We start from the raw sequence: 15,040 nt of genomic DNA, 5'->3' as shown, positions 1-15,040 counted from the left end.
CATTTTAAGGATTCTTATGTTAAGTTATTTATATAATGAATCCTATATCAGCAGCATAGAATAATCTCGTATTTGCAATAAAAAAATCAAGGATAACGCCATGAATCGTTTTCAGTTTCAAACCGTCCCCAATATCATTGCCGGACTAGGCACGATTCAGGAATTATTTAAAATTCTAAAAAATGGCCGTTATCAACGTCTTCTACTGGTGACTGATCCGGGTATGCTGAAGCAGCAATTACATCTGCCGATTCTGGATATTATTGAATCTGCCGGGCTGGAGTACGTGATTTACTCGGATGTCCAAGCTGACCCACCCGATACTGTGGTGCTTGAAGCGGCGGCTTTTGCAAAACAGGAAAATATTGATGTGGTGCTGGGCTTTGGTGGTGGTAGCTCGATGGATGTGGCCAAACTCATTGCAATTTTGGCGCATCCTGAACAGCATCAGACGCTGTCAGATCTATATGGCGTCGATAATGCTACCGGACCTCGTTTAGCTTTAGTCCTGGTTCCAACTACGGCTGGAACAGGTTCAGAAGTGACGCCGATTTCGATTGTCACCACAGGTGAAACCACCAAGACCGGCATTGTCGCGCCCATTCTCTATGCAGATGTTGCCATTCTGGATGCAACCTTTACCCAGAATCTTCCGGCACAGATCACTGCGGCCACCGGCATTGATGCCATGGTGCATGCCATTGAAGCCTATACCTCAAAACACAAGAAAAATCCTTATTCGGATATGCTGGCCAAACAGGCTTTAAGATTACTGAATGCCAATCTGCAGCGCGTGCTGCAAGACGGTTATGATTTAGAGGCCCGTCAAAATATGCTGGTCGGTTCCATGCTCGCCGGACAAGCCTTTGCCAACGCACCGGTCGCCGCCGTACATGCGCTGGCTTATCCATTGGGTGGACATTTTCATCTGTCGCATGGGCATAGCAATGCGCTGGTTCTAACTGAAGTATTAAAGTTTAATGCGCCAGCGGCCAAACAGCTCTATGCGGAATTGATGACCTGGTTGGATCCTTACAGTAAAGGTTGTCATGATGGTCTGACCGATCTGTTTATTGATCATTTTAATAATCATCTGCTGCAAAGCGGTTTGACTCTAAAACTAAATCAGTTGAATGTTCCGGAACATATGCTGCAGGTCATGGCAGAAGATGCGATGCAACAAAGCCGGCTGTTACAGAATAATCCACGTGAACTCAAGGTGGAGGATGCTTATCAGATTTATCAGGCGATCTATGCCTAGACCAATTTCCACCTAAGCCTTGTCTAGCTGAGGACTGAATACTGATGAAAGCCACGATCAAGCAACGCGAACACTATACATTTTTCTTACCCATTCAAACCCGCTGGGCAGACAATGATTTATATGGTCATGTCAACAATGTGACCTATTACAGTTATTTTGATACCGCAGCCAATGCCTTGCTGATTCAGGAAGCCGATTTTGATCCGAAATATTCCCCGATGATTGGACTGGTGGTCAGCTCCAACTGTCAGTTTAATCAGGAACTGTCTTATCCGGAAATTATTGAAGTTGGCGTGGCCATTGAAAGCATGGGAAGCTCATCGCTCAGCTATGATCTGGCCATTTTTAAACGCAATTCAGATACAGCGGCTGCACAGGGCAATTTTGTTCATGTATTTGTCGATCGTGAGACACGAAAAAGCACCCCGATTCCAGTCGAAATGCGGGATGCTTTATCTCGATTTGTTACGCCTTAAAGCCCTGCATATTTCCTGCCTGTTTCAGCTGAATATTTTGCAGTTCACCATCAAATTGCTGTAACAGATCGCGTACTGCCGGTTCAGCATGCAACAATTCTTCGGCACGTTTAAAAGCACGCGCCTTACGCTGATGCTGCATGGTATACGGCGTGAGCTGGTCCACATTTTCAAATTTCACTTGGAAATTGGTTTGCGGCCATTGCTGTTGCAAAGCAGCTTCCAAATTATGTTGCAACTGGGTCAACAACTGCTGGTACTGTTCAGGAATATGGAAAACGGATTCACCATTAATCTGGCCAGTCATGATGCCATACTGTGCCAGTTCCTGTACTGCCGGAGAAAGCTGGCTGTTACGGAACCAGTATTCCCATTTTTCTACGCTCCACTCGCCTTCTAAGGTTTGCTCAGGTATTTTTAAAATATCCTGTGGCATCAAATTCTGCGTATTTACATCTTGGGAAATATCTTCCAGCAAAGCTGTCTGTGCGACTGGCTGGACCGGCGCTGTATTTTCAAGAGCAGGCTGATCGGTTGTTTCCTGTGAAAGCTCTATTTCCGGTGCAGCAAGACTAAATTCCTCATCAGCAGACATACTGTTTTGTGCTGGCTCGGTAGGAATGACAGCATCTGCAGGAATAAATTCTTCAAGCAGGAAATCATCCGAGCTGCTGCTTGTAGCCGCTGTTTCTGTGGTGCTCTCGATTTCATCAAAACCAAATAGGCCTTTGTCGTCATTTGGATCAAAAACAATCTGATCCGCAGACTGAATCTCTTCAATCACTGTTTGAGTTGCTACAGGCTGGACAGGTTCAGGTGCATTGATGTTGGTTGGCTCTTCCTCATCCAAAAAATCATCCGAAGAAGGTTCAGACGCTGATGCGACATCAATCTCCTCATCCGACTCATCGTCCAGAGAGAAATCATCAAATACCGGTTCTGCCTCCAATGATTGTGTTTCTACTGATTCAGATTGAAGTTGTGTCTGAACGGGCTGCTGTAGGCGTGTTGTAAGGGTCGCTGCCTGTTGCGGTGCAGTCTCCTGCATCACCGGAATTTCGCTTGGCTGTAATGGACGGAAAGCCAGCAAACGTAGCACCGTCATTTCAAAGCCTTGTTCTTGCGTAACTGCAAGCTGTAAATCGGCACGACCCTTACAGGCAATCTGATAATACAGTTGCAGATCCTGAGCAGAAATCAGACCGGACAATTGCATAATCTTTTGATTGATCTCAGCACTATATTTCAGGCTTAAATCTGGTAGGTATTGCAATAAGGCCAGTTCATGCAGTGTCGAAATTAGCTGGTCTAGCACCAGTGACACATCCAGAGCTTGCTGACGGAACTGTAGCAATAATTGACTGACCTGCGCTTTCTGGTTCTGATGAATCGCCAGAATCAGGTCATAAATAATGGTACGGTCAATCAGACCGAGCATGTCTTTGACATCCTGATGCTGGATTGCACCCTGACCATAGGCAATCGCCTGATCGGTCAGCGACAAGGCATCACGCAGAGAACCTTGTGCAGATTCAGCAATCTGCCAGATCGCATCCTGATCTGACTGAATACTTTCTTTGCTGAGAATATGGCCTAGATGTTCGGTAATTTCATCAACTGCCAATGGGCGCAAGGTAAATTGCAAGCAACGTGAAATGACAGTAATCGGCAGTTTTTGCGGATCAGTGGTTGCGAACAGAAATTTGACGTGTTCCGGTGGTTCTTCCAGCGTCTTTAACAGCGCATTAAAAGAATGCGTGGAGAGCATGTGCACTTCATCGATCAGGTAGACCTTGAAGCGACCTTGAGTCGGTGCATAAGGCACATTATCGAGCAGCTCGCGGGTATCTTCGACCTTGGTACGGGATGCCGCATCGATTTCGATTAAATCAATAAAGCGGCCTTCATTGACTGCGGTACAGGTCGGACAAACCTCACAAGGGGTCGAAGTAATACCGGTTTCGCAGTTCAAGCACTTCGCCAAAATACGTGCAATCGTGGTTTTTCCGACACCACGTGTTCCTGTAAACAAATAGGCATGATGCAAACGGCCACGTTCGAGCGCGCTGGTTAAAGCACGTGATACATGGTTTTGGCCCACCAATTCATTAAAATTACGAGGACGGTATTTTCGCGCAAGTACTTGATACATGTATGCTCCTTTTTACAGGTCTAAGCATACTGTTTTTTTATAAAATAGTGAAATGAATGCCGGTTTATAAAGAATAATAATCCCTTCATCAAAATCATTGAAAAAGGGATATAAAACAGATGCTTTTTTAAAATCAGACCGATTCAAACAGGATAAAGTCACTTTGCATCTGGTAGCGTTTGCCTGTTTGATCTTCACGAATTTCCAGAACATGCTTTTTCAGATCGACATAGAGCAGATTTCGGGTATCGACATTCAGCAGTTCAATCTTTTGTTGTGATTCATCCTGAAACCGAATCTGCCCGCTCATCGTTTCAATTTCATTATGTCCACTTAAACTTTCACGCTGTAAAGTAAAGGTCTGATCTTCATTTAAAGTTAAGGCCACTGCCATGCCCGGACAGTCTTCACAACTTGAAAAGCATCCCATACACGGCGTTGTGCCCTGATAACTCCCGACCCAGGCAGGAATCTGAGCTTTGGCTTCCATCACTGTATTTGCAGCCGGCTGATTCGGCTCCTGACATCCGAACAACACACTGCTTGCGACCAGAGGAATCACCAGCACTTTTTTCATTACTTCACACCACAGCCATGGACTGCGCGACAAAATAACATATTTAGCTGACGGGCTAAACTCCCAAATCAGGGATATTTAGCGCCAGCCTTTGCGCCCGGTCAGTACCGCATCCGCACAGCGCAATGTTTCCTGCGTCGACCCCCAAAGACGGTAATCTCCAGTCAATGAACCTGTTGGAAAGTTATGTGTATAGGCAAAACTTAAACCGCGCTCAGGATCGCACCAGGCACCAGAGCCATTAAAGCCCATATGACCAAAACCTTTAGAGGCTTTTCCTAAAGTGAGAACACGGTGATAACCCAAGCGCCAGTGCATCGGTAAAGGCATGACCCGATCTCGTGTTTTGTATTGCACCTGACTAAGTCGCTGGAACACTTCCGGCGAAATGAATTGTTGTCCTTGCCATTCACCACGACTGGCCAGCATGGCATAGATTTTTGCCAGACTCTCTGCGGTAAATACTCCATTGGCAGACGGAATAATGGCCTGTAGACCCTCATTACTAAAGAAACTAAAATTCTTCATGCCCTTTGGAATCATGGCATCCTGAAAATCCTGAGGATCCTGCCCGCTAAAAACCAAGGCTCGTTCCATCAGGTTTGGTTGCCTTGGCGCAGTTTTTTTCGCAGGCTGTGTCTGAGACTTGGCTGCTTTAGGCTTTAAAATGGGTAAGGCCACCCGAGCTAACTCATGCGTCGGTACGCTAAAATAAGCACCATTTAATTGTAATGGCTGAACCAGATATTCCTGCATCAGTGCACCCAGTTTTTTACCAGTCGCTTTTTCTAATGCGCCACCCACCTGCCAGCCAAAGGTTAGCGGTTGATAAGCGGCATCTGTAGCAACCTGAAAACGTGGTTCAGCTGCCGCAATCCGGTCCAGCATATGCGACCAGTCGGCCATTTCAGTGGCATCATCAATGATATTACGGATATCAAACAATCCGCTTTGATGACTGAGCATATGCGCCAGAGTAATATTTTCTTTACCCTTTTGTGCAAATTCAGACCAGTATTCTGCAACCGGTCGATCATAATCCAGATAACCTTGACTGACCAGAATATGCGCCAAAGTCGCCAGCACACCTTTACCTGTGGAATAACACAGCGACATGGTATCCGGTTGCCAGTTTTCAGTGACAGACTTTTTACCGGTATAAATATCGACGACCTTTTGTCCCTCAAAATATACCACCAGTGCGGCACCACCCTGTTCGGTACGTGCATCCTGCAAACGGCTAAACTGACGGGCAAGGTCACTGAAACGCTCATCGACATTGCCCTGATAATTATGCTGATCAGCAAACAGATAATCTTTAATTGGCTGCATCATTCTATCCATAGAATATTGATCCCTTAAAATGAAAAAGCCTAAATCGGGTTTAGGCTTTTGATTCAGATTTAAATTGCTTTGATATGGCCGGTGACGTGTGGTTTTTGATTTTTACTGCTTCGTATCAGAAAATCTGTATCATTGGCTGCCTGTGCCGTCAGGAACTCAACTTTAGATGGCAAGTACATCGGCAAATTGAACCAGACATCAGCTTCATAAGCATCTGGCAATGACAGATTCGCCAGTGCTTTGGCCTTGCTCCACATACCATGTGCAATCGCCTGTTTAAAACCAAAAGCTTTCGCTGTGACTGCATGAATATGGATCAAGTTAAAGTCGCCTGAGGTCATGGCATAACGACGACCAGTATTCTCCGAGATGTTCCATTCATTATTGAGTATATATTCTGGCGCTTGGCTTTCTGCAGGTTTTGCAGCAGCTTTAGCATTGGTCTTTTGACGTGACAGATAAGTCGTCAATGCTTCAACTACGACCTCGCCTCCCACTTTGACTGTAGTAATGAAATCAAACTGCACGCCTTTATCGTGCGGCTGCAATTCGCCAAATTTGCATGATAGGGTCAAGGTTTCATTGACGCCAATTTTACGGTATTGCTTCACTTGGTTACGGATATGTACCAAGCCCAAGATCGGAAATGGAAATGCTTCTGAAGTCATCATGTGCATTTGCAGACTTTGTGAAAGCACCGTCAGATAGATTGCTGGAATATAACCATTATTTTTAAAACCGCAGACTTCATTATAGGCTTTCAGATGTTTCTGATCGACCTTGAATGAATCCACCACATATTCAACTTGCGGTAGAACTTTTTCAGCTTTCGGCTTTTTAAAAATCAAGCCCTGAATCACTTTTGGATAGGCTAAATAAGGTTTTGGAAGTTGACTAAAATGGCGCGTATTCATACTGAACCTTTGGAAATTTTATTATTTCAATTTGTCTAAAAGCGCCTTCTCTTGCACCATATATGGCTCAGGGAGAAGGCTGGGATGAGGGTCAATTCATCCCCTTTTTAATTTAATTTTTACCTCTCCCTAACCCTCTCCATTAAAGGAGAGGGATATCTCCCCCTTTTCAAAGGGGGATTTAGGGGGATTTTAAATTAAGCCCCTAACAGACTTTGACCACACACACGTACCACGTTGCCATTTAAACCGGTTGACGCAGTAGCAGCAAACATTGCAATGGTTTCTGCAACATCGACAGGTAAACCACCTTGGCTCATGGAATTCATACGGCGGCCCGCTTCACGGATCGCAAATGGAATCGCAGCCGTCATTTGTGTTTCGATAAAGCCCGGTGCAACGGCATTAATGGTTATACCATTTTTTAAAGTTGGTGCTGTGAATTTCACCACACCAATCACACCCGCTTTAGACGCTGCATAGTTGGTTTGACCCAGGTTACCTGCAATGCCTGAAATTGAGGATACACAGATAATACGACCATTGGCATTTAGACCATCGTTGGAGATTAAATAGTCATTTACACGTTCAATCGCAGACAGGTTGATGTTAATCACCAGATCCCATAGCTCAGGCTTCATATTGGCCAAAGTCTTGTCACGGGTAATACCGGCATTGTGCACAATAATGTCCAGACCACCCTGCTCAGCTGCTGCCGCTTTGATTTTCTCACCTGCATCTGCAGCAGTAATATCAATAGCTAAAGTTGAACCGCCAATTTCACCGGCTACACGATCAAGGTCCGCTTGCTGCTGCGGAACATCCAGACAGATGACATGTGCACCATCACGTGCCAATACATGAGCAATCGCTTCACCAATACCACGGCTCGCACCGGTTACTACAGCAGTTTTGCCTGCTAATGGTTTAGTCCAGTCCACATCCACTTTTTCAGCAGGTGAAACACGGATCACCTGACCAGAAACATAGGCAGACCGTGGAGAAACTGCAAAACGTAAAGCAGACTCAAGATTTGCTTTAGCACCAGCATCTACATAGATCAGGTTCGCTGAAATTCCCTTTTTAAACTCTTTACCCACAGATTTTACAAAACCTTCCAGTGCGCGTTGAGCAATGGACTGGCTGACTGATTTAGCAGTTTCAGGCGTAGTTCCTACAATCACGACACGGCCAGAACTTTGGATTTGACGTGCAATCGGGTTGAAGAAATCATAAAGTGATTTTAACTGTTCTGAGTTTTCGATTCCTGAAGCATCAAAAATGACAGCTTTGAATTTTGATTCTTTATCGCCTGGATTAAATGCACCCAGATTCAGTCCAGCTGATGCAGCAGCCTGTTGTAATTCAGCATTGTTACCTGCATAGCTATTGGCATGAATATTTGCCAGAACCTGAGCAATAGCACCAGTCAAGGTACTTGCCGGTGCTGCTCCAAACAATACTGCACCTTTGACTACAGGTGTAGCAGACTCAAAACGCTCTAAAGAAGTTGGGGATGGCAGACCCAAATTTTTAATGACAAATTTACCAATAGGAGATTTTGCAAAAGTTTGGTACTGATCAGTCATGTTTATTATCTCTCATACAAATTAATTTTTGGTTGATCTAAAGTTATCCTTAAACTTCAGTATGATGCCAGACACTTATATTTCAATAGATCTACCAGTTTCCGCCCAATCATACTTGAGATAACAGGCAGATGACTTGACCTAAGCGCAGTCTGTAATGTCATTGTAGTCAATACAGCTTATCTTCTTCTATGCTAATGTAACCGCCAAGAAGACGATCTATTTGCCTGGTAAAGCCTTATGAGCAAAACAACTCAAGATAATCCAGCAGTCGAGAACTCTGCGACAGAAACTGTGTCAAAACCATCAACGCGTAGCAAGCGTAGCACTAAAAATCCTGATACAGCCAATGCCACAGAAAAAAGTCCGGCTAAAACCACACGTACACGCAGTACATCTGCACGTACCAAAAAAACGACTTCAAGCCAACAAGATTCAACATCTATAACACAGACTTCTGTTCAACAGGAACCAAACATGAGCCAAAATACAGTTCGCCGCGTTGCGATTATTGGTGGTAACCGCATTCCATTTGCACGTTCTAACGGTGCTTACTTTACGGCATCCAATACTGATATGTTCACAGCAGCCCTGAATGGTCTGGTTGAACGTTTTAACCTTCAAGGTCAACGCTTAGGTGAAGTGGTTGCAGGTGCTGTACTGAAACACAGCCGCGATTTCAACATGACTCGTGAATGTGTACTAAATACTGCTCTTGCACCGGAAACCCCTGCTTATGACATTCAGCAAGCATGTGGTACTGGCCTTCAAGCGGCATTTCTGGTAGCGAACAAGATTGCTCTAGGTCAAATCGAAGTAGGCATTGCAGGTGGTGTAGATACGACTTCTGATGCACCGATTGCTTTTGGTGACGGTTTACGTAAAGCATTACTTGAGCTAAATATCGCGAAAACTGCAAAAGACCGTCTGAAAGCATTGACCAAGATCAATGTGAAAGACCTGATGGATGCACCAAAAAATGGTGAACCGCGTACAGGTCTGTCTATGGGTGATCATCAGGCGATTACCACACTGGAATGGGGAATTTCCCGTGAAGCGCAAGATGAACTGGCTGCATCTTCACACCAGAAAATGGCTGCAGCTTATGAAGAAGGTTTCTTTGATGACCTGATTACACCATTCTTGGGTCTTCAACGTGACAATAACCTGCGTGCTGATTCTTCAGTTGAGAAGCTGGCAAAACTTAAACCTGCTTTTGGTAAAGGTGATGCACGTACCATGACAGCGGGTAACTCTACACCGCTAACAGATGGTGCTTCTTGTGTGCTATTGGCTTCTGAAGAATGGGCGAAGGCAAATGGCCATGAAGTGCTAGCTTACCTGACTTTCCAGGAAACTGCCGCAGTTGATTTTGTCGAGAAAAAAGAAGGTCTGTTGATGGCGCCTGCATATGCCGTACCACGCATGCTTGAGCGTGCAGGTCTGAAACTGCAAGACTTCGACTATTATGAAATTCATGAAGCTTTTGCATCTCAAGTATTGTCTACGCTGAAAGCTTGGGAAGATCCAAAATTCTGTAAAGAGCGTTTAGGTCTGGATGCACCTTTAGGTTCAATTGACCGTGCCAAACTGAACGTAAAAGGCTCTTCACTTGCTGCCGGTCACCCGTTTGCAGCAACTGGTGGTCGTATCATTGCGACAGCAGCAAAACTGATTAACCAGAAAGGTTCAGGCCGCGTACTGGTGTCGATCTGTGCAGCCGGTGGTCAAGGTGTGACGGCAATTATTGAAAAATAATCCGTTGACCGATCCAATTAAAAAGCCCCTCAATTGAGGGGCTTTTTTTATGTTTTAGGGATTTGTTATTGGATTATTTTTAAAATATTCATCTACTTTATTCCATGGTGCAGTCGATGCCACACCTTTTACCATATTCTGGTTCACACCCTGACAAAGTGCGCTGTCCGGCGTCAAGTGAAAAGCATTCACATTTGGGTCCATATAAGGAATTGAACCTGGACGGCGCTGGAAATAGAAGTTTAACCAATCGACCATAGCTTCAAAGCCATAATTCGACATGGCCCATGCACTATTATGCCCGCCCCAATGATGACCAAATTCATGTGCAACAATTCGATAGCCAGATAATCTGTAATGGCCATAGAACAACCATGTATCTACCCCCAAGACTGCACCCCCACCTAGACCACCGCCCATATGGGTAATACCAAGATTAATTTCATTGCGGTTAAGAATTTCCCGATAGATCCGGACATAATCTTCTGGCTGAAAGAAACCATTCGGTCCTTCTACCTGACCATGATTGCCAAAAAAATCGTGTCCCATGACTGCTTTATGGTTAAACCATAAGGTTTCAAATTCTGGAGTACTCAGCATATAGGCCAGATTGGTCATCATCATGACCCATTCCCGGGCATAGACCGGCGTAATACGACACCATTTGTTCGGTTCATCATAGGTACCGAAATAAATTTTCCATTTGGCTTTAATCTGGTTCAGCTTTTGACGTGCTCATCAGTCTCAGAGCTAATTTTCAGATCAAAAATATTGCTTGGATTTTGCGTGGTCTGACTCAGACCTGCTAGCTGGATCGAGCCTGTGCCATCGAGCAACGGGAAACGGGATTGATCGGTCAACTTGAGATCAAAGCTGGCATTCGAAAATGGCGTCAACTGATCCAGCTTCGCCAGAATCACCCAGTCTTCTGAGTTTTTAATCTTGGCACGAATCTGCAAATCACGTACAGGGACAGCACTGTAGCTTTTCAAATGCAGGCGATTGCCATTTAGGGTTGCCGATAAAATCTTGTCCATATAGACATAACGCTGGCTGCTATTGGTCAAGGTTTCCCATGATTCACCATCCTGCAAGACACGGCTTCTTTCGCGCGCTTTAAATTCGGTTAAAATCATAGCTTGGTTTAGCTGTGTGGATTTATTCTGTTGCAAGGTCAGCATTGGCAGAATATGAATTTTCTGATTGGCCATGTGTAATAGATTCTGACCATAAATATAAAGATCGCTGGCCTTGGCTAGTCGGCTGCTCTGGTTTTGCCCTTTTAAAATATAGTCTCGGAAGGTATCCACACTTTTATTGGGTAAGATAGACTCCAAGTTAAAGGATTTTTCCTTGTAACTTTCTACAGTGCCATCATTTCGTGACACATAGACCAAGCCATCGTTATGACGATGCATGACTGCCGACAAATTGGTTTCTGTTAAAATGGGCGTAATATTATTTCCATTTTCCTGAATCTGATTGATATCGTGGACATAAGTCATACCATCCGGCAGGCTGGTATACAGATAGTCGCCCATGACCTCCATACGTGCATTACAGTTGCGTGCACAGCCCGGCAAGCTGAGCCGTGCAAATTTGCGGGCCTTTAAATGGTTTTGCGCTGTCACATCACTTTGACGCCAGACATTGATCCGGCCTTCAATATCAGGTACATACACATAACGGTCGTCAGCAGTCACTGCATTGCTATGTACCAGCGCGTAATTAAGCGCATCGCCCCACCATACACCTGTGCCGAGTGCCATAATGAAGTTCGGTTGCTCGCTATTAATATCTAAAACATCAATCCGGTTCGAGCCATAATTGGCCACATACAAACGCCCTGCTTGAATTTCCAGATCATTCAGGCTATCCCATTTTTTGGCCAGACCCGAAATTTTCGTAGGATCAATCGCACTGAGTGCACGTTTTTGTTTTAAGTCATAACGTAAAATATTCGATTCGGCCTGACTATTGGCAATATAAAGCACATCGCCATTCACCACCATGGCGGTGGGATTCCAGGTTTTCAGACCAAAATTCCCTGCTGTTAATTCTGAACCTACATCCAGAACCTTAAATTCCGCAATTTTGCTCAGTTGCTCTCCCGTACTGGGTGATGTCATTGAATCTGGCCCTGTTGGCTGTGAGGTACTGCTATCGCTTCCTCCGCCCCCACAACCAGACATCAGCAACACGATGGACACTGACAAGATCGCTCGTCTAAATAGCATTGAATTCCCCAATAAATTTAAAAATTAAAATAAAAAATCAAAGTCTTATAGCTTAATTTCTAGTTGGATTCGAGCATAAAAAATGAGGACTTGATCAAGTCCTCATCGCTGAATATTTCACCTTTCGCATTCTGAAAAGGGAGTCTGAACTGTGTGGTATTTTTTATGGCATATTTTATGATGAGATTTTCCGATAATCCGGCTGTAGCCCCAGTCTGGCTTCTAGATGATCATAAATCCACTGAAAAATGAAGGTATACACCAAGATACAAAGGGTCAAAGCCAAATCCAGCAGAAAGGCCTGAGCCAGACTCATGTGTAAGGCATAAGCCACCATCGGAATGGTCGCCAGCATCAAACCACCTTCAAAGCCAATTGCATGGGCAATCCGCACTTTAATGGTTCTTTTCAAACGATGTTTTGCTTCAAATTTTTCAAAATAATGATTAAACAGCATGTTCCAGAGTACTGAAGTCACAGCCATGGCAATTCCTAGCATACCTGTGACCTCAAGCGGCATATGCATCAACGTACTTAGCAGGACAGCGATCACGACCAGTAAAATGCCTTCATATAAGGCAGCATGAATCAGTCTTCTTTTGGAAATTAACATATTAAATCAGCTCAATTCATTACATGATGCAAGAATTTTATTTCTTTAAATCTGATTATTCGAGTTAGAATCTATCAATAAAAATGAAAGATTAAAGATATGAATGTTAATCAAGAACAGCTGCTGATGTTTAAAACCGTGATGGAAACCGGTTCTTTCTCTGCGGCTGCACGTCAACTGGGCAAAGTACCTTCAGCAGTCAGCATGGCCATTGCCAATCTGGAAATTGACCTGAATCTGGAACTGTTTCAGCGTATAGGTCGTGAACCGAAACCAACTGCACAAGCGCAGGTATTGTATGAAAAAACCCAGCAGCTACTGGTAGAAATGAACCAGTGGAAACAGCATGCTCAAGCCCTAAGTTCAGGCTTGGAATCTGAATTGAATATTGTGGTAGTTTCAGAATTGCTGCATACGCGCTGGACCGATTATATTGTGTTGCTAGAACAGGAATTTCCTGCACTGCAAGTCAATGTATTCAGTGCACCTCAGGAAGATGCACATCGTATGCTGTTTGAAGGTTCAGCGCAGCTAGCCTTGATGTTTGAACGCGAACAACTGGAAACACGGGAACAGTTTGTGGAATTGAAACGTGAGGTACTGGTGGCTGTAGTCGCCAAACAGCATCCCCTAAGTCAGTTCGATCAAGTCAGTTATGAACAGATTTTGCAAAACAGGCAGATTGTGGTGGCCAGTCGGGATCGCACCATCAAGCCGGAACTACTCTTTTCACGAAATTACTGGCGCACCGACAACCACCACTCGGCTTGCAGCATGATTCAGCAAGGACTGGGCTGGGGGGTTCTGCCACTCGAAATGCTGAATGAGCAGCCACATTTGCAAGATCAGTTACAGGTTCTCAACCTGCTCGATTTCACCCCAAAGTTTGAATATTTTGTTGATCTGGTCTGGAGCAGAGAAACCCGATTAGGCACAGCTGCTCATTTTTTGATTAATCACTTGCGCAAACAACGTAAAACCGGGCATTAATCACAGAAATTCAACGACAGTCTACTTGGTAAACCGGCCATTTATGATATATAAGAAAGCATAAGCAATAACCATAGAACTAGATCGTAATGACATTAACTGCATTAAACCAATTAAAAAACTTGACGACCATTGTGGCAGACAGCAGTGATTTGAGTGCCATTGAAAAATTTCGTCCGCTTGATGCAACCACCAATCCATCGCTGATTACTGCAGCAGCAAAACAACCTGAAAATCAGGCCTTGATTGAAGCTGCTTTTCAGCAAGCCCAGCAAGAAGGCTATGCAGATGACGCTCTGATTGAACGGACTATTGATATTTTAACGGTCAAATTTGGTGTAGAAATCTTAAAACTGATTGAAGGTCGTGTTTCAACGGAAGTCGATGCTTCGCTGTCCTTTAATACTGAAGCTACCATTGCCAAAGCCAAAGAGTTACTGGCACTTTATGCGCAATATGGAATTGACTCAGACCGCATTCTGATCAAGATCGCGTCTACCTGGGAAGGCATTCAGGCAGCGAAAGCACTGGAAGAACAAGGCATTCATACCAATCTGACTTTATTGTTTGGTCAGCATCAGGCCCATGCCTGTGCTGATGCCAAAGTAACATTAATCTCGCCTTTTGTCGGCCGTATTCTGGACTGGTACAAAAAAGCTGAAGGCGTTGAGTCTTACCCGATTGAAAAAGATCCGGGTGTACTTTCGGTTAAGCGTATTTATGAATTTTATAAAGCGCATGGTATTCAGACTGAAATCATGGGTGCCAGCTTCCGCAGTATTGATCAGGTTCTAGGCTTGAGCGGCTGTGACCTGCTCACGGTAGCACCAAACCTGCTGGCCGAACTGGAAAATGATCAGCGTGAAGTGCAGGCCCAACTCTCAGCCAAAGATATTAAAGTTCAAGGTGAACTCAGCCCAATCAGCCCTGCCGATTTTGAAGCACAACTGAAACAGGATCCGATGGCCAGTGAATTATTGCAAGGCGGCATTGACGGTTTCATTAAAGCCCGTGAGCAACTGGCTGCTTTATTACGTGAAACTTTCCTGAGTACCACTGAGATTTAAAGAAAATTTAGCAAATTTCTCCAAGCCGATGTTGCTATAATGCCGCATCGGCTTTTTTG

General features: G+C 44.5%; 11 protein-coding genes and 1 pseudogene. 5 read left to right on the top strand and 7 right to left on the bottom strand.

The annotated features are described in order from the left end of the window. The first annotated feature begins 100 nt into the window (after window positions 1–100). Window positions 101–1,261, top strand: a complete 1,161-nt coding sequence (locus NI470_RS02035) for an iron-containing alcohol dehydrogenase (protein ID WP_005263280.1) — start codon at window positions 101–103, stop codon at window positions 1,259–1,261. A 44-nt stretch (window positions 1,262–1,305) separates the two neighbouring features. After that, the gene (locus NI470_RS02030; protein ID WP_005263282.1) at window positions 1,306–1,740 is read left to right on the top strand and encodes an acyl-CoA thioesterase; all 435 of its coding nucleotides are present in this window, start codon (window positions 1,306–1,308) and stop codon (window positions 1,738–1,740) included. Here NI470_RS02030 and dnaX read toward each other — a convergent pair. The 5 genes from dnaX to NI470_RS02005 form a co-directional block, all read right to left on the bottom strand. After that, window positions 1,730–3,892, bottom strand: coding sequence for a DNA polymerase III subunit gamma/tau (gene dnaX / locus NI470_RS02025; protein WP_005263285.1), 2,163 nt, complete (start codon window positions 3,890–3,892; stop codon window positions 1,730–1,732). The two genes, NI470_RS02030 and dnaX, sit on opposite strands and share 11 nt — an antisense overlap. Window positions 3,893–4,025: 133 nt before the next feature. Further along, window positions 4,026–4,469 carry a copper resistance protein NlpE N-terminal domain-containing protein gene (locus tag NI470_RS02020; RefSeq protein WP_005263287.1) on the bottom strand — a complete coding sequence of 148 codons (444 nt, stop codon included), beginning with the start codon at window positions 4,467–4,469 and terminating at the stop codon, window positions 4,026–4,028. Window positions 4,470–4,547: 78 nt separating this feature from the next. Continuing rightward, entirely contained in the window at window positions 4,548–5,813 is a 1,266-nt protein-coding gene (locus NI470_RS02015; protein WP_005263294.1) for a serine hydrolase domain-containing protein, read from the bottom strand. 59 nt (window positions 5,814–5,872) lie between these two features. After that, window positions 5,873–6,727, bottom strand: a complete 855-nt coding sequence (locus NI470_RS02010; RefSeq protein WP_005263296.1) for a MaoC/PaaZ C-terminal domain-containing protein — start codon at window positions 6,725–6,727, stop codon at window positions 5,873–5,875. A 197-nt stretch (window positions 6,728–6,924) separates the two neighbouring features. After that, window positions 6,925–8,316, bottom strand: a complete 1,392-nt coding sequence (locus NI470_RS02005) for a 3-oxoacyl-ACP reductase (RefSeq protein WP_005263298.1) — start codon at window positions 8,314–8,316, stop codon at window positions 6,925–6,927. 240 nt (window positions 8,317–8,556) lie between these two features. Between NI470_RS02005 and NI470_RS02000 the strand changes: the two genes are divergently transcribed. Then, on the top strand, window positions 8,557–10,074 hold the full coding sequence (locus tag NI470_RS02000; RefSeq protein WP_005263300.1) for an acetyl-CoA C-acetyltransferase: 1,518 nt from the start codon (window positions 8,557–8,559) through the stop codon (window positions 10,072–10,074). Window positions 10,075–10,128: 54 nt separating this feature from the next. Here NI470_RS02000 and NI470_RS01990 read toward each other — a convergent pair. Both NI470_RS01990 and aceI read right to left on the bottom strand, forming a co-directional pair. Continuing rightward, window positions 10,129–12,311: pseudogene (locus tag NI470_RS01990) on the bottom strand (beta-propeller fold lactonase family protein). A gap of 175 nt (window positions 12,312–12,486) precedes the next feature. Next, a complete protein-coding gene (aceI, locus tag NI470_RS01985; RefSeq protein ID WP_005247293.1) occupies window positions 12,487–12,924 on the bottom strand; it encodes a chlorhexidine efflux PACE transporter AceI in 438 nt (145 codons plus the stop codon). Between the two features lie 99 nt (window positions 12,925–13,023). On the opposite strand from aceI, the gene aceR reads away from it, so the two are divergent. Further along, a complete protein-coding gene (aceR, locus tag NI470_RS01980) occupies window positions 13,024–13,914 on the top strand; it encodes an HTH-type transcriptional regulator AceR (protein WP_005263303.1) in 891 nt (296 codons plus the stop codon). 89 nt (window positions 13,915–14,003) lie between these two features. Further along, window positions 14,004–14,981, top strand: a complete 978-nt coding sequence (tal, locus tag NI470_RS01975; protein WP_004645437.1) for a transaldolase — start codon at window positions 14,004–14,006, stop codon at window positions 14,979–14,981. The last annotated feature ends 59 nt before the right edge of the window (window positions 14,982–15,040 follow it).

The sequence above is a fragment of the Acinetobacter lwoffii genome, from assembly GCF_024129115.1.
Lineage (GTDB): Bacteria > Pseudomonadota > Gammaproteobacteria > Pseudomonadales > Moraxellaceae > Acinetobacter > Acinetobacter lwoffii_T.
Note: the sequence above shows the minus strand (reverse complement) of the source record. Positions and strands in the feature narration are given on the sequence as shown.